Below are 25,891 nucleotides of genomic sequence, written 5' to 3' on the forward strand. Positions count from 1 at the left end.
GTTTCCAGTTGGAGAATCGTCTGGGGATGACAACAATAGAACGTAAACGCTAATTTAACCAGCGTAATAGCTAACCCCGCCGGATCGGCTTATTCTTGAGATGCCTTCACACAGCTTCTTTTTCCAATAACCAGGCTGTGATGTTCTGACGCCGTTTTGTCGGCACCAGGCTTTTTGGCTAAGCCCGGAGTCGTGCCAGGCTTCGATCCGTTGCAGCCATTGTTCTTTAGTGGTTTCTGGGGTGGTCATCGGAGCCTCCATGTAATCAGAGGCTTTATGATCCACGATCAAATCTCAGCGGGGTAGGACGTGGGTTATTTTGGCGGTTACGTTCCGGGAAGGACGTTACAAAAGCCAGGCGCTGCTCAACGAAGCGGCTCTGCTTATGGCCTATGTCAATTTAAACCCTGTTCGAGCCAAATGGTGAAATCGCCAGAGACCTCTGAATACACTTTTATCAGCAAAAGAACGAAATATTTGATTGTTGTGGCTTTAAAATCTTTTGGTATTCTTTTTTATTTTACAATTTGCACAAAGTATTACGACTGGACTGATATCTGACAGTCGCATTTTTACCGTAGGATAAGGGCGGCCCACGGAGCAACTCTATAAATGCATTGCAATAATCGGCCAGTCTCGCCAGTTGATGGCTATTACTCTGTTGCAGTGCCCGGCACGACCGGATCAATCGCTCTGTTTCAAGCACCTGAGGACTGTCACTTGTTATTTTATCCTGACGTGATGCTAATAAGATGGGTTCTAACTGCTGGCAAATATCAGCACATTGCCCTGATAAGTGCACCACTGACTCAATATTTTTTCGGGTTATTTCCCGGGCCTGAAGGCTCAACAGCCTCTCCAGATTTTGCAGTAACTGATAAGGTTGCGAACTCTCTTTTTGGCCCCCATCGTCTTGAGACTCATCATTGGACATTATGACCGCCTCTCCCCTTCAACCGGGCGTACCTCACCTTCATTGATCACCCGGCATTTGAACGGTCTGCCATTTTCTTTCTGAACCAGGATAATATCGCCGACATGGCCGCTTTCCATGGCGACACCGGTGGTAGTTAATTCGATATTTTCTGATTGAACAACAATGGTTAAATGCTGCCCCCGACGGATAGCAGTGGCCCTTTTTACCATATCGGTGGTAATCACAGTGCCGGCGCTAATCTTTCGGGTAGCGATGTATCCGGAAGGATTATCCTGAAATACATTCGGTTTCAGGGAACTCAAACGGACTTTTGATGTTTTCAGCCTCGGCTGTCCTGGCCCCGACAATGCTGGCCCCGACAACGCCTCGCCCCGGTTAAGATCCCTGTCGGCAAGCAATACCGATACGTCAAAATCCACTCTGACCGCCAGCCGTTGTTTCCAGCGGTGTTCCGGGAAGGTGCCGAGATGATCAGGACAGCTGATCAATAATGGCAGTTTACCGTTCTGAGCCATGGCAGAGAAGCGGATATCCGGTGTTTCCGGACAGTCTGGCAATTGCTGCCAGCGTTCTTTATGCAACAAAACCACCCGGGGATTACGGCCGTTAAAGCGTTTAGCCAATAAGCGCGAATGCTCACAGAGTTGACTGATGACCACCCCCTGAACCCTTTGATCAGTGCTCTTATCTGATTGATCTGACTGCGGGCTGGTATCCGTACATGACACTGTATGGGCGTTTGCAATATTGGGAATATTGAGTAAGCACAGACACAGGGAAAAAACAAAACGACGACTGATTGATAGCTCCCTGACGAGAATAAAATATGTGACAAATAAATACATTTTTTACGACAACGTACTACTCTTTACACACGACTTAATATAGACGAATAGATAGCCTGTATGTTGATTTCATTTGAGTCGGCCATGGGTATACACCCAAGAGTTGCACAGCTCAGAAGCTCTCAGATTGCCATCCAGTCAGGCAATATTTTTAATATTGAAACACCACAATACCGGGCACTTGAAGCTAATCTGAACTTTTACCATTTGGCTTATGGTTTATCTCAGGATTTGTCGGTCTCAGACAAACGGCATATCACCCCAAATCAACTGGCGGATGTTGAGTTATCCATTGCCTTTAAAAATTCAGGCGGTATTGCCTCGGAAAATGGTAACGATGTATCTCTGGCACTGGAGCAGGCAAAACTTGCACAGTCGATGGCCGGGTACAATATCAGCATATCGTTAATCCGGGAGCGTCTGAGCATGCTTGATAAGGTGATCAGCGGTCGCTAGTGTATGGTTTCAATGAGTTTGACGGGTTGACGTGCCTCCGTAATCCGTTCGTCCTGAGCCTGTCGAAGGACCCATAGGGCCTAAAGGCGGAAACTCCGGACTCTGATAGATTGTGCCAAGCACCCTTCGTCCGTGCATCCTGAGCGGAGTCGAAGGGCGCTCAGGGTGAACGGAGATTGTACACATCAAACCCATTGAAACCATGTACTACTAGAAGGCTGTCCGAGAATAGACGTCATAAATTGTTAATTCGATGAAGTGAGTACCCCATGAGTCTGCAGTTGGTTCAGGCTATGTCTGGTTACGCCATGGTCGCCCAGGCGACCCGTATGACACTGGTGGCCGAGGCGCTCTCTTACAATGAGGTTGCAGCAGCGTCTGCTGCTGAGGTGATGCGGCCGGGGCGAGCGTTACTTCAGGCCAGAACCGTAGATGCTGGCTCCGCTGCCAGAGAGAATATTCCGGCGTTTACCGTTGAAGTAGCGGGTATTATCAAAGATAAGTCACCTCCCCAGGTGCGCTATCAACCGGGCCATCCTCTGGCTAATGCTAACGGTGAAGTGTTTTACCCGAATATCAGCACGATTGAAGAAATGGCAACCATGATTTCGGCAGCCCGGTCTTTTGATGCGGCTGTCTCGGTGTTCACCAGCGCCCGTCAAATGCAGGGCCAGGCACTGGAGCTGATCGGTGTTCATAGCTAGTACGTCATTTCAATGAGCTTGCTGTGCACAATCTCCGTTCACCCTGAGCGGAGTCGAAGGGTGATTGGTACAGTCTTTATTCAGGGCATGGAGTTTACGCCTTTAGGCCCTATGGGTCCTTCGACTCCGCTCAGGACGAACGGAGTTTGGGTGCCATTGATAGAGGGAACCCATCAATTACATTGAAACCGTGTACTAGTGCAGATAAAGCACTTATACCCATACAGTCCCCCCACGCTCTGCGAGGGAGTCCGGAGGGATATGAACAGCCGAGGAACCGTGAGAGATGTGCTGTGTATGTATAACAGTGCCTGGTCTGGTGGGATTTGCGTTAAAAGAAGGAAGGCTATTTCGAGACAGTCCCCTGCCGTCGAAATCGATATGACATGTGGGTATCACTATGATTTCATCCATTCAACATGAACTAGCCTCCACTCCGAATGGTAGCGCATCGTCGTCTTCCTCCGACAGTTCCAGTGCCTTGAGTAAAAACTTTATGACGTTGTTGATTACTCAACTTAAGCACCAGAACCCGCTTGAACCGATGGAAAGCGGTGATCTGCTGAATCAGCTGGCGGCCATGACTTCCGTGTCAGAGTTAAGAGATATTCACGCCGGTATCAGCCGGTTGGGCGATCAGTTTGCAACGGCCCAACTGTCCAGCGCTACGGCACTGCTGGGTCAGGAGGTCGCTATTGATGCCCGCCAGTTTTCATTCAATGGCGATGGGAATAAATTAGCCCTGGCCTTTCCTTCGCCAGGTACAGGGCACTTGTTGCATTTTTTGCTCACCGATCAAAATGGTACCCCGGTAAAAGAAGCCCATTATCAGGGGCGTCATAATGAGTCACCGGGTACTTCCATAAAGAAAAGCCTGGACCAACTGTTTGGCTCGCTGCCTCATGGTCAGTACTGGCTGCAAAGCACCCTGGATGGTGATAGTGAAGTGGTTCCTGTGCAACTTGTCAGTAAAGCAAACAGTATTGTTTTCAACAGCTCTGATCAGGCACCGCAGATCAGGCTTGAGGCAATGGAGCCAGTGGCACTGTCCAGCATTCATTCCGTGACCCGGCCATAAGCTTGACGGTTGTTGTCTAATCGGAGAGGTAAGCGTCTATGTCAATCAGTATCACGGGCATGAATGCTGCCCGAAGTCAGCTGGATATAGCCAGCCAGAACCTGACCAATTCGGAAACGAATGGTTATAAGTCGTTTCGGGCGATTCTTGGTGATGTCTATGCCCAGGCAGGAACCACATCGGTGGATATGTCCGGGGTCACGCTGCTGGGAACCCAACAGGCGTTTTCCCAGGGACAGCTGACGCAATCGGGTAATGCCTTTGATCTGGGTATTGATGGTAAGGGCTTTTTTGTTCTTGGTAATAGTGGTGAGCAGCTCTTCAGCCGGGCAGGCCTGTTTAATCAGGATAAGGAGCATTATCTGGTGAACCCCAGTGGTTATCGCCTCCGGGGCTTTGGTGTCAACAATCAGGGTGCGGTTGATACCTCAAAACTGGTTGACTTGCAGGTCAGTCAGGCTGACCGGCCAGGCAAAGCAACCACTAAAGCATCAGCTATCATTAACCTCAATGCCAGTGAACCGGTGATTAATCGTACGACGGTTGCCCTTAACCCGTCAGACCCAAGGACATTCAGCTGGTACGGAGCATTGAATATTTTCGATAGCCTTGGCGAACAACATACGCTGGGTAGCTATTTCACCAAAACCGAGACCAGTCAGTGGCTGCTTGAATTTCAGGTGGATGGGCAGTCCCTCAAACAGACAGAAAACCTGACATTCAACAGCTCAGGCCTGTTGACGACACCCGCCGATGCGCAGTTTTCACTGACACCACCGGAGCTGCCCTCAGGTGCCGTTCTCCAGCCCCTGGCCATGGACTTTTCCGGCATCACCCAGTTCGCAATCGATTCGGCATTTCGTCCCCAGGTGGTTGACGGGCAAATGGCGGGCAGCCTTAACCAGGTCAGTTTTGCCGAAAACGGTTTTCTGCAGGGTAGCTACAGCAATGGTGAGCAATACCTGCTTGGTCAGGTGGCACTGGCTACCTTTCCCAATGATAACGGGTTAGTGGTTAATGGGAATAATACATGGATGTCGTCTATGGTATCCGGCACTCCGCTCTTTAGTCCATCGGGCCTTAATGGCGCGGGCCTTATCAGGGCGGGGTTTGTTGAACAGTCCAATGTGGATCTGGCCAGCGGGTTGTCGGATGTCATTCTCGCCCAGCGCAACTTTCAGGTAAGCGCCAAGGCATTCCAGGCAGAAGATGTCCTGTCGCAAACACTGATCAATCTCACCTGACGGGCACCTGGCCATGTTTTCCGGAATGCAGATGACTACCGCCAGTGCCGAACGCATCTGGCAAAGCCTGTCCGTGTTTGCGGGTAATTTATCCGGTCAGTCGGTGCCCGGTTACCGGGGCGACTCGGTATTTGCGCAAAAACTGGCACAGACACAGACGGCGATGGCCCAACAACGGGCACCCGCATTTTCCCTTCAGGCTGCCACCAATTTCACCAGCGGCTCTCTGAGACCCACAGGACGCCAGCTGGATGTAGCCATCGACGGTGCCGGATGGTTAGTGGTGCAAGATGCCAGCGGCAAGGCAGGGCTGACCCGAAACGGTTTGCTCAGTCTGACCGCAACGGGTGAGGTGTTGACCGGCAATGGTGCCCGCGTCATGGGACAGACGGGGCCGTTGACCATTCCTGCATTCAGTCAGCTGACCATTGGCAGTGAGGGTTCTGTCAGTGTCATTCCTGCCGGTAGTCAGGACGTTGAAGAGGTGGGGCGTATCCGCTTTGCCAATCCCCCCGTGGCCAACCTGATTCGGAGCCCGGATGGCCTGTTCAGGCTGGTGGATGGCAGTGCGCCAGTCCCTGATCCACGGGTCAAGATGGTTAGCGGGGCGCTTGAAGAGAGCAATGTTGACCTGATGGCGGAGTACCTGAATGTGGTGGAAACCGGAAAAACCATGGATCTCCATGTTCGTATGTTATCAGCCTTTGATCAGATGGCAGGGCGAGGCAATGAATTGCTGAACCTGTCCCGTCGTTAATGAGAGCGCCACTATGAATAGTCTGTGGATAAACCAGGGCGGCCTGACCCTGCAGGATGCCAGAATGATGGCTGCTTCCCAGAACCTCAGTAATATCAGCACCTATGGCTATAAAAAAGAACGGGTGGTGGCTGCGGATCAGTTTTATACCACCCTGAAACAGGCCGGAGCAATGGCCAACAGTGGGGATGAACTGCCCAGCGGCCTGCAGGTGGGTACGGGTGCCAGAATCACCGCCACCCAGAAAATATTTACTAATGGCAATGTCCAGAATACCGGTAATGCGCTGGATCTGGCTATTGTCGGCGATGGCTTTGTGCAGGTTCAGTTACCTTCCGGAGAGATGGCTTATACCCGTAACGGACAGTTGCAGCTCAATGCCGAAGGTGAAATCGTGATGGCCACCGGCCAGCCGATAGAGCCGGTGATCACCATCCCGATGGAAGCCCGGAACATCACCATTGGTCAGGATGGCACGGTATCCGTTGCCATGCCCGGCAGCCCGGAAGCTCAGGTTCTGGGGCAGATCTCTCTGGTTAATTTCATCAATCCCATGGGGCTGCAGTCCATCGGCGATAACTTCTATCTGGAAACCGCTGCCAGCGGTTCCCCTGTGGAAGGCGTTCCCGGCACCAATGGTCTTGGTGAAATCCGGCAGTTTTCCCTTGAGGCCTCCAATGTGGATGTGGTGGAAGAGCTGGTCAATCTGATCATGATTCAGCGGGCTTATGAAATGCAGGCCAGGGCCATCGATGTGGCCAGTAATTCCCAGGAATATCTGGTGAAAAGCAGTTAGGAACAATTCAAACCGGATGCACCCTATGGGCAAAACAGTTACATCGATGTTTATTTGGCTGATCGCTGTGCTGGTGATCGGGTTGCCGGGCTGTCAGGTGGTATTGCCACACAACCAGCCCCTGAATAATGCCGACGATGAAGACACTGAACCCGTGCTTACCCGTGCCCCGGAGCCCCCTCCGGCACCGGCACCGGGCAGTCTTTATACATATGCCACCAGTATGCGCCTGTTTGATGATCTGAAAGCCTATCGCCCCGGCGATATTCTGACCGTGATGCTGCAGGAAAAGACCTTCTCCAGTAAAAAGGCCAATACCAGCCTGGACAAAAATGCCAGTGCCACCATAGCGCCCCCCACGGTATTCGGGAACAAATACTCGAGACTGGACACACAACTCAGCAGCAAACGGAACTTTGGCGGCAAAGGATCGACCTCTCAGCAAAACCATTTAACCGGCTCGGTGACCGTGGTCGTGCAAAAAGTGCTGCCCAGTGGGGCGCTGTTGGTTAAGGGCAGCAAAATGGTCCGGCTGAATCAGGGTGATGAAGTCATCTTTGTCAGTGGTGTGGTGCGCCCTGAAGACGTTACCCAGGACAACAAGGTCTCCTCGCTGCGTTTGGCCCATGCAAAAATCAGTTATACCGGCCGGGGCGACCTGGCCCAGGCCAACACCCAGGGCTGGCTCACCCGTATTCTGAACAGCAGCTGGTTTCCATTTTGAGATCAGGGGACGGCCCGGTAATAGCCTGCCCTGCGGCGGTGGCGGCCGCTGGAGTTGTAAATGGAGCTGAAAAAATCGGTTTTATTCGGGCGCTACTGTCGGACAGCCTTCTGGCCGGGCTGTTACTGGCGGCGACTGTTGTTTTTCCGCCACCCTGCCAGGCCTTACGTTTGGTGGATCTGGTTGATATAGAAGGTGTGCGCAAAAACCAGCTGATCGGCTATGGCCTGGTGGTTGGTTTGCAGGGTACTGGCGACCAGACCCGTCAAACCGTTTTTACCAGTCAGTCCATGGTCAACATGCTGCGCCAGTTTGGTATTCAGTTACCCCCGGGGAGTGATCCGCGGATGAAGAATGTTGCTGCCGTCAGTATCAGTGCCAACCTGCCCACCTTTGCCCGCCCGGGAACCACGCTTGATGTGATGGTTTCCTCGATTGGTGACGCCAAAAGTCTCCGTGGCGGTGTGCTTCTGGCGTCACCATTACGGGGTATTGATGGCCAGGTCTACGCCCTGGCCCAGGGTTCAGTGATTGTTGGCGGAGTGTCTGCCCAGGGCGCTACCGGCACCCAGATCAGTATCAATACAACGACGGTCGGACGCATTCCGGGAGGTGCGACCATTGAACAGTCGATCATTCCTCCGGAAGTAACGCCTGGTGTCGTACGATTAAATCTCAGGGAGCAGAATTACAGCCAAAGCCGTTTACTGGTCAAGGCTATCAATGATCACTTTGGCAGTCATATTGCCCGGGGAGTGGATGGCAGCCAGATTGAAGTCACGGTACCCGAGGGACGGAATAACCGGGTGACGTTTCTGTCCATGCTGGAGACTCTGGATGTTCCCCAGGGCGTCACCCCGGCCCGCGTCGTGATCAATTCCCGGACCGGAACCATCGTTATTGGTGCCGATGTCCGCATTCGCCCGGTAGCCGTGAGCAATGGTTCCACCACCGTGAAAGTCATGGAGCGTCCCAGCGTGATACAGCCCAACCCATTTTCCCTTGGGACCACACAAATCGAGGAGCAAAGCACCGTCGACATCATACAAAAAACCGGTGGCATGTTTATTGTCCCTGCCACCACCAGCCTGTCCGATATTGTTAATGTGGTGAACAGTGCCGGACTGACGCCCAATGAACTGATCTCAATTCTCCAGGCTATTCAGGAAGCCGGGGCCATGGAGGGTGAGCTGGTTATTATGTGAGGAATTGCCCCGGAATAATTTGTACATTTCTGAGTTTCAAAACCACGTTCGTCCTGAGCCTGTCGAAGGGCGTGAACTCCGGCCTCATGTATTGTGCCTGTCACCCTTCGACAAGCTCAGGATGAACGGAGATCGAGTTCAAAATGTCGAAATTATTTCGGGACAATTCCCAATCGGAGATTTGCCATGGTTATCACGCCTCTATTCCACCCCACCCACCCTGCCCTCCCCCTTGATGCGGGGGCCAGCAGGCCGGTCACCGGCAGCAATCGTGATTGCGAAGCATCATCCAACGACTTTATGCGGGTGTTGCTGGGGGAAGTGACCCGTCATCTGCAGAAAACCTCAGGATTGTTTTCCGGCAAAGAGCACAACGGCACGGCATCGCTGTTTCAGAATGAACTTGCCGGAGCGTTGCTGGCACAGTGTCTGGCAGAGGGGCTGGCGGAAAAACTGTCCGGTGACCAGCCATGGCGGTGAACCATATCGGGCTTAGCGGGGTGAACGCTGCGGATATTTTGTTAAATAATACCGGCCATAACATTGCCAATGCCGCAACCCCCGGGTTTAGCCGACGAAAGCCCGTGTTGATTACCCAACAGAGCCACTGGGGCGGTTTGCAGAATCAACTGGGTGGCGTCAGGGTACTTTATCTGATGCGGGTATCGAACGACTATCTTAATGACCAGGTGTTTCGCGCCAGTGCCAGCCAGTCAATGGCAGACAGCTTTGCCATACCCATGGTGCAGCTTGATCAGTTGCTTGGCCGGGAAGACACCGGGTTAACCCAGGTGCTCAATGGCTTTATCGGTAACCTGCAACGGCTGGAAACGCGCCCGGAGTCTCTACCCTTGCGCCAGCAATGGCTGGGCAGTGCCGGACAACTGGTGGACCGTTTTCATACCCTGGGTCAGCAGCTGCAGGTCATCTCGCAACAACGGACCAGCCAGATCAGCAATGTGATCACCGAGGCCAATCGGCTGGGCGCGGCCATTGCTGATCTTAATAAACAGATCATCGAAGGCAATAGCTCCAATCATAAAATCAGCGATGGCAACTGTGCGGACCTGCTGGACCAGCGGGACAACCTGATTAATCAGCTGTCTGAACAGGTATCGGTGGAGGTTTATCGCAACAGCAATAATGCCGTTAACCTGGTGATTCCATCCAGCCAGGGGGCGATTCCCCTGATCATTGGCACGCAGTATTTTGACCTCAGTATCAACCCGGACGCCGCAGACCCAATGAACCCCGATGTGATGGTCAATATCCCGGGCGTCGCTGTTCCGGTCACACCGCAGCTGGGCCGGTTGGCAGGGCTGCAAAAGCTCCATCGGGATGGGCTGATGCCGGTCATCAATCAGCTGGGGCGGATGGCGGTGGTGCTGGCCTCGGAAGTGAACTCCCAGCTGGAGCTGGGTGTTGATCTGGCCGGTGATAAAGGTAAGCCACTGTTTCAGGATATCAACTCGACATCGGCCATGCAGCAGCGGGTCCTGTCGGCAACGGTTGCGGGGACGGAGGCATTGACCGTTGCAATCGGCGATATTTCCCGGCTGGTGCCATCGGAATACCAGCTGGTATTTACGGCTTCTGATCAATGTCGTGTAACCAGACTGTCGGACGGGCAATCATTCAGTGGCAGCCTGACGGCAGCGACGCCTTTTACCATTGATGGCCTTACCATTCAACTGACAGGAACACCAGCTATCAATGATCAGTTCCTGCTGACGCCCTGGCGCCATGAAGCTACACAACTCAACATTGTCCTTAACGCCCCTGAGCAGCTGGCGTTTGCCGCACAAGGCTCAGGCCCCGGCGACAACCGGAATCTGCTGGCTCTGCTTGGCTGTTTAAACGGTGATTCTGCGAGCTCTCCTGATGTACTGGAAGCTAATATTTTGCTTCAGTCGTCTGTTGCCAACCAGACGGCTTCCGCTGTACGACAACAGAAAACCAGTCAGAGTTTATGTCAGGCTGCGGTTGCCGAGAGGGAGGGGCTCAGTGGTATTAATCTGGATGAAGAAGCGGCTAACCTGCTGCGATTCCAGCAGTTCTACCAGGCCAATGCACGCCTGTTACGAACCAGTCAGATGATTATTGATGAATTGCTGGCAGTTTGTCGGTGAGATCGATGCGGATAAGTACAGCACAACAGCAGGCCATGGTTTTACAGGATCTGCAGAACATCAGTCAGCACCAGCTGGAAGGCTGGAACCAGGTGGCCACGGGCAAACAGATAACCCAACCAGCCAGGGCACCGGGCAGCTGGACGCACCTGCAGAGTGTGCACCGGGAGATCAGCCAGACGAACCATTACCTGGATTCCATTACTGCCCTGACCTCCCAGCTGCAACTGGAAGATACCCTGCTGCAGAGTTATACCGGCTACCTGCAGGATATCCGGGCGCTGGTGCTGCAGGCCAACAACCCCGGGCTGGCAGCGGTGGACCTGGCCACCCTCGGGCAGCAGGTTGTGCAGTGGCGAAACGCCATTATCGGGCTGTTAAACAGCCGTGATGCCGAAGGTTATTACCTGTTTTCCGGCTCCCGGACCAGTACACCGCCGGTGACTGTTGCAACCGCCAGTGATGGTAGTGAGTCGTTTACTTTTAATAAAAATAACGACATCCGGCAAATAACAGTCGCTTCCGATATAACAATGTCGTCTACGGACAGTGCTGACTCTTTGTGCTTTACTGTGAACGACGGTGGATCAGGTTTTAATGTAATCCTTATGCTCGGTCAGATAGCGCAGACACTTCAGGCTCCACCCGCCAGCCTGTCAACGCTGCTTGCCAGTTACCTGGTACAGCTTGATCAGGCACAGAATCAGGCTGGCAGCATTCATGCCGCCCTGGGAACCCGAATGAAAGCACTGGACGGTATTCGCAGTGACCTTCACGAGGCCAGATTGTACTTTCAGGAACAGGCGGGTCAGCTGGGTGATCTGGATTATGTCAGTGCCATCAGCCATCTGAATCAGCAGAAAGTACAGTATGAAGCCGCTCTTAAAGGGCTTTCTGAAGTAGCGAACCTGTCGTTATTTGATTATCTCTAGGAGGCTGTTATGGCCATCAGTATCAACACCAATATTCCATCAATGCAAGCCCAGATCAGTCTGGAGCGGGCCCAGAACGGTCTTGATACAGCGATGCAAAGGCTCTCGACCGGTTATCGCATCAACAGTGCCGCTGACGATGCCGCCGGGATGCAGATCAGTAACCGGATGAGTTCACAGATTAATGGCCTGAGTATGGCGGTGCGTAATGCCAATGACGGCATCTCTATTGCCCAGACGGCGGAAGGGGCCATGACGGAAACCGCATCTCTGCTCCAGCGGATGCGAGACCTGGCAGTACAGTCCGCCAGTGACAGCAACAGCAGCGATGACCGGATTGCCCTGCACGGGGAGCTGAAACAGCTGGGGGCGGAACTGAACCGGATTGCCGAGTCCACCACCTTTGCCGGACAGAAATTGCTGGATGGTTCGTTTGTTGACAAGAACATTCAGGTGGGTGCTTACGCCGATGAGATTATTACCATTGATGTCAAGAGTGTCAGCGGCAAAGACATTGGTATCATTAAGGAGGCAACGCTTACATTTGCTGGCATGGGTCTGCCCGGGACAACCCCCATTGAAGAACAGAGCCTGGCAGTCGGGGTTAATGGCAATGAAAGCAATATACCCATATTAACCACGGATACCGCCCAATCTATTGCCCGTAAGGTAACAAGCGCGGTATCCGATTTAAGTGGACAGGCAAAGACAGGGGCAGAAGTGGTGTTGACAGCTACTGACTGGGAAAGTGGCGATACCATTACCCTGACCGTGAATGACACTCCTTACGCATCGACGAGTGCTTCTACTACTTTTCAAGCCGCCTTACAAGAACTGAAGGGAAAGCTGGATTCTTCACCGTATGATGTAACGATTGCGTCGAGCGGCAACCGTAAAATAACGTTGGTTGATTCCACTGGTCAGAATATGAAACTGGAGGCAACTGCTGCAGATGAAGACCATACTTCACCCAGTAAGAAAACGCTTACCTTCACTGCCACAGCCCAGCCACTCAATTATGCAGGTGGTACGACTGGGACAGCAAAGTCAATTACGTCAGGAGCGTTGAAAGTCGTAGGTGATATTCAGTGGGTCGGCTCGGATGACAAAGACACCTATACCATGACAAGCAGTGGTAATTTAGTAAATGGGCTCGCCAAGGCCACAAAGGCACCGCTGGCTGGACAGCCGTCTGGTAGTAGTATGTCGCTAAATTCCATTGATATCACCACTTATGAAGGTGCACAAAAAGCCATCAAAATCATTGATCACGCAATAGCCGACGTGGATTCCAACCGGGGCACACTGGGTGCCATTCAAAACCGCTTCCAGCACACCATATACAATCTTCAGAACGTTCGGGAGAATATGATGGGCTCCCGAAGCCGGATTAAAGATACCGACTATGCCAGCGAAATGTCCAAATTGACCCGGGATCAGGTGCTGAAACAAGCCAGTATGTCCGGCCTGAACCGGGCTAACACCATGCAGCAGGAAGTCCTGGCTTTGTTGCAGTGAATCATTGAATGAATACGGTTGCGCCACTGCCGGGCAGTTTTGATCTGGGAACTGTGGTGGATGCTGTGGTCAATGCTGACATGGCACCCTCGGAAAATGCCCTGAAACGGCGGGAAAATCAGCTGTCCCGGGAGCAGGATCTGATGGTGTCGGTCTATCAGGCGGTCAGCAACCTGCAGCACTCCGCCCGGGCGCTGGTTCAGGAAGCCAGTCTCAACAGTCACCATGTGAATGGCAATGGCCACGGTCTTGGCCGCTGGGTTGCGGTTTCCAGTGAGTCCGACCGGGTTGGCGTCAGCGTCAGGGGTCGTCCTGATCCCGGCAGTTATCAGCTGTCGGTCCATCAGCTGGCCTCACCGCAAATTATGACTAGTCCACCGTTTGCCAGAGATACCGCCTTTAAAGACGCAGGTACGCTGGATCTCGCCCTTAATGGTGGGCACTGGACGGTTAATATTGTTGCCAACAGTACCCTGGCCACCATCGCCAGATCCATTCAGCTGAGTACTCAGGGGAAAGTCCGGGCAACGGTCATTAACGGCAAGGCGGGGCAACAGCTGCTGCTGACCGGGGCAGAAAAAGGGGCTGATCTTCGTATGACGCTCAGTGGCACCGGAACCGGTGCCTACCTGGCGGATATTATGTCTGAACAGGTGGCTCCGGCTGACGCACTGGTCAGTATCAACGGCGTAACCCTTTCTCTGCCCGGCAATGTTAACCAGTCGGCCATTAACGGGCTGAGCCTGACCCTGAAACAGGCGGACCCTGACCGGCAGTTATATATTGAGGTCAGTCAGGATGTTGAGGCACTGGTCAGCGCAATGTCGGAATTTGTCAATCACTGCAATAGCCTGCTGCAAGCCAGTGACCCCAGGGACAACCAGGGCCTCCAGATCGATGCGGGCACCCCCGCCTCCCTGAGGGGAATCAGCAGTCAGTTGCGTAAACTGGTTAACGCCACGTCTGCAGATACCGAGTTAAGCAGCTCAGAGCAGATCACCAGTTTACTGGATCTTGGGGTCAGTACTGAGCGCAACGGTTTATGGTCTCTGGATGAAGCCTGGTTTCGCCACCAGCTGAATGCCATGCCCTACCCGGTCCTGCAGTTTCTGTCGGACCGGGACAAGCCGGTGCTGGCACTGGCGCAGAAAATGGACACGCTGTTATCGGGCAGTGGCCCTTTAATATCGAGGATCAGTTATCTGTCACGGGATTTGCAACGGCTGGCGTCAGACCAGTATGCACTGGATATGAGACGACAATTGCTTCATCAGCGCACCAATCAGCAGTTTTTAAATATGGAGCAAACGGTACAGCGCATGAACCGGAACCTGGCCTATGTTGAAACTATTTGACCTGCTTGACCTGACTTTCACCAACGACAATAAGGAGCGATTATGAAGTCTCCAGCCACTGAATACACCCGGCATCAGTACGGGCACCTGGCCCGAAAAGAGAGTATTTTCCAGCAGACCTCCCTACTGTACCAATTATTCCTGGATGACCTGGACCGCTGCCACGGCCATATCAACAGTGGTGACAGTGCCGCCCGCGGAGAGCGGATTCACCACGCCCTCTCTATTTTGATGGTATTAAGAAACCAGGCCCTTGCCATGGTCGACAATCAGCAAGATCAACCCCCGTCGGCCAATGAACTTACCGCCCGGCTGCTTGAATTATATGACCACTGCCTTGCATGTCTGACATCCGTGATCGCTGATAATGATACTGCCTCCCTGAATACCGCCTGGTCTATGATCGATACCGTTAAAGGTGCCTGGGATGAGTTGGCCATACAGCAAGGGGCAGATGACTGAGACTTGTTAAGGCTGGAGCCTGTCTTTTTCGGGCAGCGGGTGGCGGGAAGCGGGCAGCGCTTACTGAAATGTCGAAGTTATTAACAGCCATAAGCAGAAAGTTCGGTTCCCCTGTCCATATCATGGGATGAACAGGGCGATGAAAGAGCCCGCCTGTTTATCGTAAACAGAGAGCCATCTTTTATGAATATTGAGACAGTTGGCACAGAGACTGACCGTGTGATCGACGCACTTCGGAACACTCCTGAAATAACTTCCACATTTCCGATGCTATCCAGCCAGGAAAGAACTTTGCCACGGAGACACGGAGGCACGGAGGAAAAGATTTTTTCTGTTCTCCGTGCCTCCGTGTCTCCGTGGCAAGAAGTTATTCAAGGACAATTCCTTCCAGCCTCGTATTTCCGGGAGGCGATAACCGGGCGGCTGTCTGTACAGAACGGGTTGGTGCAGAACGGACTGCCGGAGGAAGATGAGTTTCAGGCAATTCTGCAGCAGATGATCGAACCTCTGGGACCGATAAATCCTGAGGGGGCTTCGAATCCGTCTTTACATTCCGATTTACCATCGACTATCTACACCAACACAGCGGATTTCGGGGAAGACATACAGGCAATTGAGTGGGCAACGACCACAGATGCAGAAGTTCCAGCGGTTCACCCTCACCCCGAATTGACGTTAAATTTACAACACTTGCCGTCTGATCAACAGCCCCGGAGACCAGACCCGGTAGAGATGGGGCCAGTTAAGCCTGACCATCCGGGGGAAGAGGCTTCCGGCCAGGCTGTGTTACCTGACGTTCAGCAAACCATGGAGTTTGGCTCACTGCGTCAGTCTGCACAGCTTTCTATGGTAGCCACACAAAAGCGAACACTGTCGAATCAGGAGGCTTTAGCCCCAGAGCCGACCCTGGAGCCGCCCGCCGATCAGGAAAATCAGACAACGACACAGCCAGCAATAGCTGATGTATCAGATACACCGCTAAAAGGGTTAGAACCTGCCAGCGTCCGCCAGTCATTGCTTGGAAATCAATCGTCCGCAATTCAACCCAAGGGATTGACGGTAACAGCCCCGGTGCAAAACTGTTTGATGCTTGGCGGGGATCGTTATGCCCGGGCCGTTGCCGAGCTTCCCGGACTGGGTGCGGTGCAGGTGGTGATGACTCGCCATAACAGCGAGGTCACCGTGAATCTGCAAGCCAGCCAGCAGTCTCTGCCAACCCTTGAAAGCTGTTCCTCTACACTGCACCAGCTGGTCAGCGACAGCATTCAGCAGATGCACATTCCCGGTAATTCAGTCAATAATTCAGTCAATAAAGAGCCCGGTGGTTCTTCAGCAACGGAGCCTGGACTGAAAATAGCACTCTCATTAACCACTCCTGATCATTCCGGGTCAGACCGGGGAAGGCAGTATCCGTTGGCCGAAGAGTTGGCAGGAATGTCATATTTTTCTGGCACAGACGTAGATCTTTTGGCTTTAGCACCCCAAACCTCACAAGCGTATCGGTCACCCATTGCGTTATCGCGGTACGCTGGTGTGGCACTTATTGATCTGCATATTTAGCCATTGTTTAGCAGTGCTTATGAACACGAAGAGAATATGAAGACTAACGACGATGACCGTACCATAAAGAGCAGTGCCTATGCTCAGTGGCCAGCAGTGCAGCTTGGCAGGGTTAATTTCATCGCTGTTATTCTGGCGGGGGTTGTCATGCTTGCTATTGCAGGTGGTGCAACGTATTGGTTTTTTTTCCGGGAGGATGACGACTCACTATCGCCAGTGCCCACTGCGGCTGCACCGAGACCTGCGCAATATCTGTCGTTTAAAGATATGATCGTCAATCTGGCTAATGATGAAACCTATGAACTCCATTATATGCAGTTATCCGTTTCTATCATGACCCGAAAAAGCAAATGCCTTGAACAAATGGAAATGAATCGACCGGTCATTCTCAATGCCATGCTTGACCAGCTGTCATCCTGGACATTCGAGGATGTGATGATTCCGGAAAATCGCGAGGAATTGCGGAAACAGCTTCTGACTACGGTTCGTCACAGGACGGGGCTATCACTGACTAAGGGGGTAGAGGATGTCTTCATCATTAATATGGTGATTCAGTAATTACACAACGAATTGTCCCGGAATAACTTCCTCTTTTTTGCCACGGAGACACGGAGGCACAGAGGAAAAGATTTTTTCTGTTCTCCGTGTCTCCGTGGCAAGGTTTTATCTTTAATATTAACAACGTACCGAGTTTTGCATGCTACTGAGAGTCGCTGGCTTTGCCATCCTGTTTCTGAGTGTTTTTGGCGGGTTTGTCATGGCCGGCGGCAAGCTGCTGGCACTGTGGCAACCCCCTGAGATTCTTATCATCCTCGGTGCCGCGATCGGTGCTTTTGTGATTTCCAACCCGGCCACTGTCCAGAGAATGACCCTCACTCATCTGAAATACGTACTGATCAGAAATAAAGAGTTCGACAAAGCCTTCTTTATGGATTTGCTGGCCCTGCTGTTCCGCCTGATTGAAACCCGGCATCGAAAGGGCATGAACGCCATTGAAGACGATATTGAAACACCGGAAAGCAGTGAGCTGTTTCAGAGCTACCAGCGCATCATATCCCATCCACGACTGCTCTGTTTTATCACCGATAATTTACGGATTACCGGTATGGGCAGTATGCCCGGACATGCCTTTGAAGGTTTGATGGAAAGCGAGATAGAAACCCTGGAAGAGGATCTGAAACGACCGGCAAAAGCACTGAACACTATTGCTGATGCCTGCCCCGGCTTTGGTATTGTGGCTGCGGTGATGGGCATCGTGGTGACTATGGGTGCGATGGATGGGCCGGTAGAGCTGATCGGGGTCAAGGTAGCAGCAGCACTGGTGGGTACCTTTTTGGGTATATTGCTGTGCTACGGTATTTTTGGCCCCCTGGCCGCAGCGCTGGAAAGTACTGAGCAGAGTGAAATGCTGGCGTTTGAATGTGTCAAAATGACGTTGCTTGCCAGCCACTCAGGGCTGGCACCGATTACCGCCGTGGATTCAGGGCGGCGGCTGCTTTATAAAGAGTTACGCCCTACATTCCCGGAATTGGAGGATATGCTGCAATCCCTGAGGGCTAGCCATTAATGGCCAGGGCTCCAGATAGCAATCAGCCGATTGTGGTCCGTCGGGGGCGCACTGCCAACGGCAATGGGCACCATGGCGGCAGCTGGAAAGTGGCTTTTGCCGATTTTGCCATGGCCATGATGGCTCTGTTCCTGGTGCTCTGGCTGGTGGCCGCCACTACACCCGTGCAAAAGGAAGCCATTGCCACCTATTTTTCCAATCCGGGTCTTCTCAACCGTGTTAGCAGTAACTCGCCGGTGGAGATGCAGGGAGAGCGCTCGATATTACCGGGAATACCAGTGCAGATACGGCCAAAGCCCTCCGGCATGACCGGTATAGAGCTTGCCGGTCATAACACTGCCAGTGCCGAGGGCATCGCTGCCATTGTGCTCGGATTATCCAAACTGCCGAAAGAACGTGCCATCGAGGCAAAAGACATTGAGCTGCAGACCTGGCCCAGGATGATTCGTATGACACTGGTTCAGGATAAAGTCGGCCCCATGTTTCCACCGGGAAGCAAGCAGCTGGTGCCATTTTATGAAGATTTTCTAATCGCCCTGGCCCAGGTTTTGGCAAAACTGCCCTTCAAAATCATTATTACCGGGCACTCCGATGGCGTGATTGGTTCTGACCTTAAAAATTCGACAGAACCCAACCGGGTAAACTGGGAGCTTGCCGGACAACGGGCCGAAACGGTCAGGGAAGTGATTGTTTTTACCGGCGTACCGGAAGATCAGATACTGTTATTGGCAGCGATGGGAGCTAACCGGCCTATTCCTGGGCTGAGTCCGGATTCAGGATTAAACCGCCGGGTCGACTTGATGCTGGTTCCCCGAAAAGACGCCAAAGGGTTGAGTCGCAAGTTCCAACATAAATGGCATAAAGAAAAAGCATCCTCACCGGTGCCTTCATCGGATATGGAGAAAGCCGTTCAGCAGGCCAGGGATAACCGTTATCCGCAACCTTCAAAGTGAACAACTTTCACCGCTTCCAGCGCCTGCAGGAGCATGAGCGTTCAGAGCGGCATCCGCATTATCCCCAGATGACTTACTCCGACTTTATCCCGATAATCGGCCCATGAATGATACTTTTATTGTCCCCTGCTGCAACGAGCCACTGTCGGAGCTTTACCGCGATGAGTGCATTGTTGTGGTGAATAAACCGGCAGGTCTGCTCAGTGTTCCCGGCAAGCCACCCAATCATAACGACAGCGCACTGTCACGGCTGCAGACCATCAACCCGCAAACCCGTGTCGTCCATCGGCTGGATATGTCCACCTCCGGCCTGATGGTCTTCGGACTGGATGCCGACAGCCATCGTACCTTAAGCCGTCAGTTTCAGGACCGTACCGTAGCCAAGGAATATATTGCCGATGTGTGGGGAAAACTTGCGCAGCCGGAAGGAAAAATAGAACTGCCTCTGCGCTGTGACTGGCCAAACCGCCCGAAACAGATGGTTGACCATGAACTGGGCAAACCATCACTGACCCACTTTCAAGTGATTGACAATCAGAGACCGGCATTTGACCGGGTATTGCTTAAACCGGTGACCGGTCGCTCCCATCAGTTAAGAGTTCACCTGGCTGAACTTGGCCACCCCATTCTGGGCTGTGAGTTCTATGCCCACCCAGCTGCCCGGCAGGCCAGTCAACGCCTGAACCTGCATGCCACAAGACTGGGCTTTACTCACCCTTTAACCGGGGAGCCAATGGTGTTTGTGTCGGAAGCGCCTTTCTCGGTTTAAGCCAGCTGTTCACGGTTTTATCCATTGAGGGTGTTTCTTTACTCGCTGGCCCATGACGTATCGGCCATGCGCGGGTCATCGATCCGCTGGCCGAAGCAGTTGTAACGTTGCTCCTGTACCTGACGGAACATGGATGGCTCGAACAACAATCAATTTTACCGCTCCAATTGTGTAGGCGAACGAAATCATTGCTATACTGCTCCACGAGCATCAGCTCATTGTTTGAAGTAAAACCCGGTTAGGAGTGCCAGCTCCGTTCGAGCCGGGTTTTTTCTTGCCTGAAAAACATAGTCGAGGGTTTTGGGATAGCAAGAAAAACAGGTATTTTTTTCAGCAACACCCTGTATTGTTTCAGCAGCTTTAACCCTATTGTCTGAGCCAAGACAAACAAGATCAGTTAACAATATAAATAAACAAGTGTGTCATGCTGCGGGGCGGCCATCCGCTGGCAAGTGTTTTTTTTAAGCTATCCTGTGTGCCAGAACCGACATCCCGGAGGCTTGTCATGTTGAACAAAAAAACGCTACGAATTGTTGGTGGATATCGGCGCTGACATAGATCGCAGCAAGCACACTTCGTCCGTGCATCCTGAGCGGAGCCGAAGGGCGCTCAGGGTGAGCGGAGAGTGCGCATCAAATGTCGGAATTATTTAATTATTCAATTCCCTGACTGCGCAGGTAATCATCATAAGAGCCGTGGAAGTCGACAATACCGGTATCCTTGATTTCGATAATCCGGGTAGCCAGCGATGAGACGAACTGACGGTCATGGGAGACAAAAATCAGGGTGCCTTTGTAGTTTTCCAGCGCCAGGTTCAGTGACTCGATGGACTCCATATCCATGTGGTTGGTTGGCTCATCCATCAGCAGAATATTGGGGCGTTGCTGGCTCAGCTTGCCAAACAGCATACGACCCTGCTCGCCACCGGAAATAACCCGTACGGATTTTTTCAGGTCGCTCTGGGAGAACAGCATCCGGCCCAGCACGCCACGAATCACCTGTTCATCGTCGCCTTCATTCATCCACTGGCTCATCCAGTCGAACAGGTTCATATCCATATCAAAGTCAGCACTGTGATTCTGGGCGTAGTAACCGATATTGGCATTTTCGGACCACTGGATAACACCGGTACGCGGTGCCATCTTGCCTGCCAGGGTATGCAGCAGGGTGGTTTTACCGACACCGTTCTGGCCAATGATGGCGATACGCTCACCCACTTCAACCATCAGGTTGACTTTGCTGAACAGATCTTCTTCATAGCCCTGGCTGAGCTTTTCCACCACCAGCGCATTACGGAACAGCTTCTTCTCCTGCTCAAAGCGGATAAACGGATTCTGGCGGCTGGAAGGTTTGATTTCTGTCAGTTGAATCTTATCGATCTGTTTGGCCCTGGAAGTCGCCTGTCGTGCTTTGGACGCGTTGGCAGAGAAGCGGCTGACAAAGGACTGTAACTCGGCAATCTGGGCTTTTTTGCGGGCATTATCGGCCTGCAGGCGCTCCCGGGCCGCAGTGGCTGCGGTCATATACTCATCGTAATTACCGGGCATCAACTGCAGCTTGCCGTAATCCAGGTCCGCCATGTGGGTACAGACACTGTTCAGGAAGTGACGGTCGTGAGAGATGATGATCATGGTGCAGTCACGCTGCTTCAGGATCTCTTCCAGCCAGCGGATCGCATTAATATCCAGGTTGTTGGTAGGTTCGTCCAACAGCATGATTTCCGGGTCGGCAAACAGCACCTGAGCCAGCAGCACACGCAGCTTCCAGCCCGGCGCAACGGCACTCATCAGCCCGTAATGCTGTTCAATGGGAATATCCAGCCCCAGCAGCAGTTCTCCCGCACGGGCTTCTGCGGAGTAGCCATCCATCTCACCAAACTGAACTTCAAGGTCAGCAACCCGCATACCTTCTTCTTCGGTCATTTCAGCTTTGGCGTAAATAGCATCCCGTTCGGCTTTTACTTTCCACAGCTCGGCATGACCCATAATCACCGTATCGATCACCGTGTAGTTTTCATAGGCAAACTGATCCTGACTCAGTTTTGCCATACGTTCATGGGGGTCTTTACTGACAGTGCCGGATGTTGGCTCCAGCTCTCGACCCAGAATTTTCATGAACGTCGATTTACCACAACCGTTGGCACCAATGAGTCCGTAACGGTTACCTTCGCCAAACTTGACGGATATATCCTCAAACAGGGGCTTGTCACCGAACTGCATGGTCACGTTAGAAGTTATCAGCATAACCTTTTGCTATCCTCTCTGGCGATCTGTCTGACCAGACCAACCACAATCATTAATAGGTAAACGGCAACTATGACACAACCTGCCCAGACAGGGCGAGCGAAGGTCGTGCCGCGCCTCTATAGTTATCAAAGGTGCTCCATGCTTTCCCAGATTGATGGTGATACAGTTCGCCGTCAAACTGCCGCCCGTGCATACGCTCAACAGGAAGGGCTTACCTTCTCCGACCAAACATTTTCTGATCTTGGTGTTTCCGGTTACAGGAATAAAAAACGGTCAGGGCTTGAGGCATTGCTCCACGCTATCAATACAGGTGAAATCAAAGCCGGTGATGTAATCTTTCTGGAACATACCGACCGACTCAGCCGGAAAGGCTTCGACGATACATATAGCCTCGTTCGGGAAATTGTCCAGACCGGAGTTTCCCTGTACGTTGATTCGGAGAAGCTCCTCCTCGACCGCAAAGCCCTTAATGATCTGGTATTCTTTACCATGACTTAAAATACCCGGGCGCACTGGACACCATGATATCAATGAAAATATCCCTGAACTGCTCAGGAGTGCCCGCATCGCTGGCAAAACACAGTCTCATTGCAGCAGCAAACTGAGTGGTCAGCAGCAAAATATAGCGTTTGAGTTGATCCCGGTCTTCCGGCTCTCTCAGCTCAAGCAATTTGTGGTAAATTTTGTCGGTGTTAATTTCACAGTCCCTGATCGCCAGTTTGCTTAGCTCCGGGTTAATGGCGTCAAACCAGACCTCCCTCAATGCCGGTTCGTTTTTATGCAACCGGTAGATATCATCAAAGTTTTTCTCAAAAACCCGCGTAATGTCACTGAAGCTTTTCAGTTCGGCAAGGTTGTTGTCGAGGATGGCATGGATCTGATCGATAAAGTGCTCAGCAAGAGAAAGAACCAGGGTGTCTTTGTCTGAAAAGTACTGATAAATAGAACCGGATGAGGTATTGGCCCGTTTGGCAATGTCAGTCATCTTGAGATTACCAATGCCTTTTTCTTCAATCAGCGACTTAACCGCCTGAAGAATGACAGTGACTCTCGCCCGACTTCTACTCTGTGCGGGACTTCGCCGGTTGGTCACTTGTTGTAAATCCATCTTGGTCACTCTTTGCGCGCATCGGCGATAATTTTGGGTTGGTAATACGTTGGTATTCCGGGGCTACTGCGCCGCGTGTTTAGGAAGCTGGCTGCTGGCTTCTGGCCGCAAAAGCACAAGCGGCCTGTCTTTTTCGGGCAACGGGCTTTTGCGACATTAAAATACCATGGCCATGTATCTCATTACAGCTGCCTGATATGGAAAAGCCGGGTACCAAAATCACCAATGTGCGACACCTGCTCAGACATTTCAGTTCCCGTAAACTGACTCTTTAACGGAATGCCAAGATGTTGCAGCTGGTCACCATACAGAGTGTAGGTTTCGTTATTACTTGGGTGCAGAACCCGGTTGGCAACGATACCGTGTAAAATCCCCCGGTCTTTGATATTCACAGGCAGTTCTTCGTTCACCAGATCGCCAAACTGACGAATATTGTGAAACTGTTCCCTGCTGGTTACCTGGTAAAGCCCATCGGTATTCAACATTGGCAGTTTAAGGGTTTTCAGTGTGGGGTTGGCTTGCTGAAGTCCCTGGAAGAAACCCGCCACGGCTTCGGTTTTATCGTCATTGACCACAATCCAGGCGGTTTGCTGATTGCCACCATCAATGGCGAGACGATAAAAATCCCCCTGTTGCAGCAATGTCCTGTGCTGCTTATAGAAGCGGATCTGTTTCATAATCACCTTTTCTTCAAAGGTGGTTAGCCTGGTTAAATCCAGTTGATAGCCGGATAAACCAAAACAGGAGACATTAAAACGTGACTCAATCGGCGTATGCCTCAACACCTGATGAGATGGATGCCCGCTGACATGGGCACTCATACAGCATTGCGGATACAGTAAAGAGAAACCCTGCTGAATGGCAACCCGCTCATAGGCATCTGTGTTATCGCTGGTCCAGGTCTGGGGCATAAAAAAGGTCATTCCCAGATCGAAGCGATTGCCACCGCTGGAACAGTTTTCAAACAGAACCTCCCCAAACGCCTCTTTCAGTTTAAATAACAAGCGGTAGAGCCCAAGTACATAACGATGATAGAAGCCGGATTGCTGGCCGGGCGGCAAGTGGTTTGAATAAACATCACTGAAATTACGATTATGATCCCACTTCACATAGCTGACTTCTGCACGACGAAATACATCCGCCAGTTGCTGATACAGGTAGTCAATAACCTCAGGGTTCGACATATCCAGAAGCAGCTGACGCCGCCCCAGAGAGGGTTGTCTCTTAGGTGAAATAACCGCCCACTCGGGATGCTGACGAAAAAGATCGCTGTCTTCAGAGACCATTTCCGGTTCAACCCACAAGCCAAATTGCAGCCCCTGCTGACGAATTTTCCGGGAGATTCTTGCCAGCCCGCCGGGCAGTTTCTTTTTATCCTCAACATAATTACCCAGGCCGGATGTTTCATCATTCCGGTTACTGAACCAGCCGTCGTCTAAAACAAACAGCTCAACGCCAAGATCTTTTGCTTTTCTGGCCAGCTTCATCAGCTTGCCTTCATCAAAGTTAAAGTAGGTGGCTTCCCAGTTATTTGCCTGAATCGGGCGTGCTTTATTCTGCCATGGCTGGGGAATCAAATGTGTCTTGATTATCCGGTGGAAATTATTACTCATTTTGCCAAGGCCCTGATGACTGAATGTCATGACAGCTTCAGGACAGGTGAATCGTTCCCCTTCCGCCAGTGACCAGCGAAAGTCAAAATCAGAAATACCCAGCATTATGCGGGTCTGGTCGTAGGGCGACACTTCAGTGGTGATTTTGTGATTGCCGCTGTAAATCAGACTGAAGCCATAACAGTCGCCCGTCGTTTCCCCGCAGTCTGGCTTAGCCAGAGCCATAAAGGGATTATGGGTGGCACTGCTGACACCACGGTTGCTGCCAATAGAAAACATTCCCTTGTAAAGAGCGTGGCGCTGTAGCTGTCCTTCGGCAATCCATTTCCCGGTTAAATGAAGGGCATCAAATGCCGGGGAGGAAAGGTCGAGGTTCATACTGCAGGCTTTATCAACCACCACCGGTGTTGAACCCAGGTTAATAATTTCTATGCTGCGACAGATCACATCCTGCTGTACAAAACAGGTGTAGTGCAGATGCAGTTCTACCGGTTTGATTTTTTCCCGAAGCACGATGGTTAACGATTGATCGCCATCGGCGGGTGAGTGCGTCTGTGGCAACCCATCCAGACAGGGTTTGTTGCTGTTCAATTCATATCGATCAAACACAAAATCCGATGTACTGCTCCCATCATCTGTGTAAATAAGATGCAGACTGGATTCACGATAATCGCCTTTGCCAGAAGTGCTCACTTCCTGTTTCCGGGTTTCCAGGCAGTAACGCTCATCTTCTGAGGAGTAAGCAGTGGTGGAGCCGAGCTTGACCTGATACGAATGATCAAGGATCGACAGGTTGTCCCGATGCTCCAGACGTTGACCATAATAGAGATTCAATAAATGGCCAGCGTCTGATACTTGTACAACATAGCTGCTGTTCAGGGTTTGCAGATGAAAAATCTGCTCATCATTATTGACTGCAATCACAAATAATTT

The 25,891-nt window shown here is 51.9% G+C and carries 26 protein-coding genes; 20 read left to right on the forward strand and 6 right to left on the reverse strand.

Annotated elements, in window-relative coordinates; translation table 11 throughout:
* Positions 1-54: 54 nt before the first annotated feature.
* The 3 genes from tnpA to flgA all read right to left on the reverse strand — a co-directional run bounded on the left by tnpA (position 55) and on the right by flgA (position 1,596).
* The gene (gene tnpA, locus ACO6UX_RS09870; RefSeq protein WP_422447143.1) at positions 55-249 is read right to left on the reverse strand and encodes an IS66 family insertion sequence element accessory protein TnpA; all 195 of its coding nucleotides are present in this window, start codon (positions 247-249) and stop codon (positions 55-57) included.
* A gap of 271 nt (positions 250-520) precedes the next feature.
* Positions 521-934 (reverse strand): hypothetical protein, encoded by a 414-nt coding sequence (locus ACO6UX_RS09875; protein WP_422447960.1) that lies wholly within the window; start codon positions 932-934, stop codon positions 521-523.
* Positions 934-1,596 carry a flagellar basal body P-ring formation chaperone FlgA gene (flgA, locus tag ACO6UX_RS09880; RefSeq protein ID WP_422447145.1) on the reverse strand — a complete coding sequence of 221 codons (663 nt, stop codon included), beginning with the start codon at positions 1,594-1,596 and terminating at the stop codon, positions 934-936. Before flgA ends, ACO6UX_RS09875 begins: the two co-directional genes overlap by 1 nt.
* Before the next feature lie 246 nt (positions 1,597-1,842).
* Here flgA and ACO6UX_RS09885 point away from each other — a divergent pair, with 246 nt between their 5' ends.
* The 19 genes from ACO6UX_RS09885 to ACO6UX_RS09975 all read left to right on the forward strand — a co-directional run bounded on the left by ACO6UX_RS09885 (position 1,843) and on the right by ACO6UX_RS09975 (position 19,991).
* Positions 1,843-2,238 (forward strand): flagellar basal body rod protein FlgB, encoded by a 396-nt coding sequence (locus ACO6UX_RS09885; RefSeq protein ID WP_422447147.1) that lies wholly within the window; start codon positions 1,843-1,845, stop codon positions 2,236-2,238.
* 269 nt (positions 2,239-2,507) lie between these two features.
* Positions 2,508-2,942: a flagellar basal body rod protein FlgC gene (gene flgC / locus ACO6UX_RS09890; RefSeq protein WP_422447149.1), complete on the forward strand. Its 435-nt coding sequence runs from the start codon at positions 2,508-2,510 to the stop codon at positions 2,940-2,942.
* A 400-nt stretch (positions 2,943-3,342) separates the two neighbouring features.
* Positions 3,343-4,020 carry a flagellar hook assembly protein FlgD gene (locus ACO6UX_RS09895; protein ID WP_422447151.1) on the forward strand — a complete coding sequence of 226 codons (678 nt, stop codon included), beginning with the start codon at positions 3,343-3,345 and terminating at the stop codon, positions 4,018-4,020.
* A 38-nt stretch (positions 4,021-4,058) separates the two neighbouring features.
* A complete protein-coding gene (locus ACO6UX_RS09900; RefSeq protein ID WP_422447153.1) occupies positions 4,059-5,264 on the forward strand; it encodes a flagellar hook protein FlgE in 1,206 nt (401 codons plus the stop codon).
* Positions 5,265-5,295: 31 nt separating this feature from the next.
* Positions 5,296-6,021, forward strand: coding sequence for a flagellar hook-basal body complex protein (locus ACO6UX_RS09905; RefSeq protein ID WP_422447155.1), 726 nt, complete (start codon positions 5,296-5,298; stop codon positions 6,019-6,021).
* Positions 6,022-6,034: 13 nt separating this feature from the next.
* Positions 6,035-6,817: a flagellar basal-body rod protein FlgG gene (gene flgG, locus ACO6UX_RS09910; RefSeq protein ID WP_422447157.1), complete on the forward strand. Its 783-nt coding sequence runs from the start codon at positions 6,035-6,037 to the stop codon at positions 6,815-6,817.
* 25 nt (positions 6,818-6,842) lie between these two features.
* Entirely contained in the window at positions 6,843-7,541 is a 699-nt protein-coding gene (locus tag ACO6UX_RS09915) for a flagellar basal body L-ring protein FlgH (protein ID WP_422447159.1), read from the forward strand.
* Positions 7,538-8,746, forward strand: coding sequence for a flagellar basal body P-ring protein FlgI (locus tag ACO6UX_RS09920; protein ID WP_422447161.1), 1,209 nt, complete (start codon positions 7,538-7,540; stop codon positions 8,744-8,746). Before ACO6UX_RS09915 ends, ACO6UX_RS09920 begins: the two co-directional genes overlap by 4 nt.
* Before the next feature lie 186 nt (positions 8,747-8,932).
* A complete protein-coding gene (locus ACO6UX_RS09925) occupies positions 8,933-9,226 on the forward strand; it encodes a hypothetical protein (RefSeq protein ID WP_422447163.1) in 294 nt (97 codons plus the stop codon).
* Positions 9,217-10,875 (forward strand): flagellar hook-associated protein FlgK, encoded by a 1,659-nt coding sequence (gene flgK / locus ACO6UX_RS09930; RefSeq protein ID WP_422447165.1) that lies wholly within the window; start codon positions 9,217-9,219, stop codon positions 10,873-10,875. Before ACO6UX_RS09925 ends, flgK begins: the two co-directional genes overlap by 10 nt.
* Positions 10,876-10,880: 5 nt before the next feature.
* A complete protein-coding gene (locus tag ACO6UX_RS09935) occupies positions 10,881-11,807 on the forward strand; it encodes a hypothetical protein (RefSeq protein ID WP_422447167.1) in 927 nt (308 codons plus the stop codon).
* Between the two features lie 9 nt (positions 11,808-11,816).
* Positions 11,817-13,325, forward strand: a complete 1,509-nt coding sequence (locus tag ACO6UX_RS09940) for a flagellin (RefSeq protein WP_422447169.1) — start codon at positions 11,817-11,819, stop codon at positions 13,323-13,325.
* A gap of 8 nt (positions 13,326-13,333) precedes the next feature.
* A complete protein-coding gene (fliD, locus tag ACO6UX_RS09945; protein ID WP_422447171.1) occupies positions 13,334-14,680 on the forward strand; it encodes a flagellar filament capping protein FliD in 1,347 nt (448 codons plus the stop codon).
* A 42-nt stretch (positions 14,681-14,722) separates the two neighbouring features.
* Positions 14,723-15,142, forward strand: a complete 420-nt coding sequence (gene fliS, locus ACO6UX_RS09950; protein WP_422447173.1) for a flagellar export chaperone FliS — start codon at positions 14,723-14,725, stop codon at positions 15,140-15,142.
* Between the two features lie 444 nt (positions 15,143-15,586).
* Complete coding sequence (locus ACO6UX_RS09955) at positions 15,587-16,702, forward strand: hypothetical protein (protein ID WP_422447175.1); 1,116 nt, start codon at positions 15,587-15,589, stop codon at positions 16,700-16,702.
* 36 nt (positions 16,703-16,738) lie between these two features.
* On the forward strand, positions 16,739-17,260 hold the full coding sequence (locus tag ACO6UX_RS09960; protein WP_422447177.1) for a flagellar basal body-associated FliL family protein: 522 nt from the start codon (positions 16,739-16,741) through the stop codon (positions 17,258-17,260).
* Positions 17,261-17,399: 139 nt separating this feature from the next.
* Positions 17,400-18,269, forward strand: a complete 870-nt coding sequence (motA, locus tag ACO6UX_RS09965; RefSeq protein WP_422447179.1) for a flagellar motor stator protein MotA — start codon at positions 17,400-17,402, stop codon at positions 18,267-18,269.
* The gene (locus tag ACO6UX_RS09970; RefSeq protein WP_422447181.1) at positions 18,269-19,222 is read left to right on the forward strand and encodes a flagellar motor protein MotB; all 954 of its coding nucleotides are present in this window, start codon (positions 18,269-18,271) and stop codon (positions 19,220-19,222) included. The genes motA and ACO6UX_RS09970 overlap by 1 nt, the downstream gene beginning before the upstream one ends.
* Before the next feature lie 103 nt (positions 19,223-19,325).
* Positions 19,326-19,991 carry a pseudouridine synthase gene (locus tag ACO6UX_RS09975; protein ID WP_422447183.1) on the forward strand — a complete coding sequence of 222 codons (666 nt, stop codon included), beginning with the start codon at positions 19,326-19,328 and terminating at the stop codon, positions 19,989-19,991.
* Between the two features lie 653 nt (positions 19,992-20,644).
* On the opposite strand, the gene ACO6UX_RS09980 is transcribed toward ACO6UX_RS09975, so the two are convergent.
* The gene (locus ACO6UX_RS09980) at positions 20,645-22,234 is read right to left on the reverse strand and encodes an ABC-F family ATPase (protein ID WP_422447185.1); all 1,590 of its coding nucleotides are present in this window, start codon (positions 22,232-22,234) and stop codon (positions 20,645-20,647) included.
* Positions 22,235-22,375: 141 nt separating this feature from the next.
* On the opposite strand from ACO6UX_RS09980, the gene ACO6UX_RS09985 reads away from it, so the two are divergent.
* Positions 22,376-22,735 carry a recombinase family protein gene (locus ACO6UX_RS09985; RefSeq protein WP_422447187.1) on the forward strand — a complete coding sequence of 120 codons (360 nt, stop codon included), beginning with the start codon at positions 22,376-22,378 and terminating at the stop codon, positions 22,733-22,735.
* Here ACO6UX_RS09985 and ACO6UX_RS09990 read toward each other — a convergent pair.
* Together ACO6UX_RS09990 and ACO6UX_RS09995 are read right to left on the reverse strand one after the other, a co-directional pair.
* Positions 22,722-23,345, reverse strand: coding sequence for a TetR/AcrR family transcriptional regulator (locus ACO6UX_RS09990; protein WP_422447189.1), 624 nt, complete (start codon positions 23,343-23,345; stop codon positions 22,722-22,724). The two genes, ACO6UX_RS09985 and ACO6UX_RS09990, sit on opposite strands and share 14 nt — an antisense overlap.
* Before the next feature lie 182 nt (positions 23,346-23,527).
* Positions 23,528-25,882, reverse strand: a complete 2,355-nt coding sequence (locus ACO6UX_RS09995; RefSeq protein WP_422447191.1) for an alpha-galactosidase — start codon at positions 25,880-25,882, stop codon at positions 23,528-23,530.
* Between the last annotated feature and the right edge of the window lie 9 nt (positions 25,883-25,891).

The organism is Endozoicomonas sp. ALB091 (genome assembly GCF_049310265.1).
Classification (GTDB): domain Bacteria; phylum Pseudomonadota; class Gammaproteobacteria; order Pseudomonadales; family Endozoicomonadaceae; genus Endozoicomonas.

Bases quoted from the DNA above. Each gene is read 5' to 3' on its own strand.
- ACO6UX_RS09925 (WP_422447163.1), top strand. From the start codon at position 8,933: ATGGTTATCACGCCTCTATTCCACCCCACCCACCCTGCCCTCCCCCTT.
- ACO6UX_RS09985 (WP_422447187.1), top strand. From the start codon at position 22,376: ATGCTTTCCCAGATTGATGGTGATACAGTTCGCCGTCAAACTGCCGCC.
- flgC (WP_422447149.1), top strand. From the start codon at position 2,508: ATGAGTCTGCAGTTGGTTCAGGCTATGTCTGGTTACGCCATGGTCGCC.
- ACO6UX_RS09875 (WP_422447960.1), bottom strand. From the start codon at position 934: ATGTCCAATGATGAGTCTCAAGACGATGGGGGCCAAAAAGAGAGTTCG.
- tnpA (WP_422447143.1), bottom strand. From the start codon at position 249: ATGACCACCCCAGAAACCACTAAAGAACAATGGCTGCAACGGATCGAA.
- ACO6UX_RS09915 (WP_422447159.1), top strand. From the start codon at position 6,843: ATGGGCAAAACAGTTACATCGATGTTTATTTGGCTGATCGCTGTGCTG.
- ACO6UX_RS09900 (WP_422447153.1), top strand. From the start codon at position 4,059: ATGTCAATCAGTATCACGGGCATGAATGCTGCCCGAAGTCAGCTGGAT.
- ACO6UX_RS09905 (WP_422447155.1), top strand. From the start codon at position 5,296: ATGACTACCGCCAGTGCCGAACGCATCTGGCAAAGCCTGTCCGTGTTT.
- ACO6UX_RS09990 (WP_422447189.1), bottom strand. From the start codon at position 23,345: ATGGATTTACAACAAGTGACCAACCGGCGAAGTCCCGCACAGAGTAGA.
- ACO6UX_RS09935 (WP_422447167.1), top strand. From the start codon at position 10,881: ATGCGGATAAGTACAGCACAACAGCAGGCCATGGTTTTACAGGATCTG.
- flgG (WP_422447157.1), top strand. From the start codon at position 6,035: ATGAATAGTCTGTGGATAAACCAGGGCGGCCTGACCCTGCAGGATGCC.
- ACO6UX_RS09885 (WP_422447147.1), top strand. From the start codon at position 1,843: ATGTTGATTTCATTTGAGTCGGCCATGGGTATACACCCAAGAGTTGCA.
- ACO6UX_RS09940 (WP_422447169.1), top strand. From the start codon at position 11,817: ATGGCCATCAGTATCAACACCAATATTCCATCAATGCAAGCCCAGATC.
- ACO6UX_RS09980 (WP_422447185.1), bottom strand. From the start codon at position 22,234: ATGCTGATAACTTCTAACGTGACCATGCAGTTCGGTGACAAGCCCCTG.
- motA (WP_422447179.1), top strand. From the start codon at position 17,400: ATGCTACTGAGAGTCGCTGGCTTTGCCATCCTGTTTCTGAGTGTTTTT.
- ACO6UX_RS09975 (WP_422447183.1), top strand. From the start codon at position 19,326: ATGAATGATACTTTTATTGTCCCCTGCTGCAACGAGCCACTGTCGGAG.
- flgK (WP_422447165.1), top strand. From the start codon at position 9,217: ATGGCGGTGAACCATATCGGGCTTAGCGGGGTGAACGCTGCGGATATT.
- fliS (WP_422447173.1), top strand. From the start codon at position 14,723: ATGAAGTCTCCAGCCACTGAATACACCCGGCATCAGTACGGGCACCTG.
- fliD (WP_422447171.1), top strand. From the start codon at position 13,334: ATGAATACGGTTGCGCCACTGCCGGGCAGTTTTGATCTGGGAACTGTG.
- ACO6UX_RS09970 (WP_422447181.1), top strand. From the start codon at position 18,269: ATGGCCAGGGCTCCAGATAGCAATCAGCCGATTGTGGTCCGTCGGGGG.
- ACO6UX_RS09960 (WP_422447177.1), top strand. From the start codon at position 16,739: ATGAAGACTAACGACGATGACCGTACCATAAAGAGCAGTGCCTATGCT.
- ACO6UX_RS09895 (WP_422447151.1), top strand. From the start codon at position 3,343: ATGATTTCATCCATTCAACATGAACTAGCCTCCACTCCGAATGGTAGC.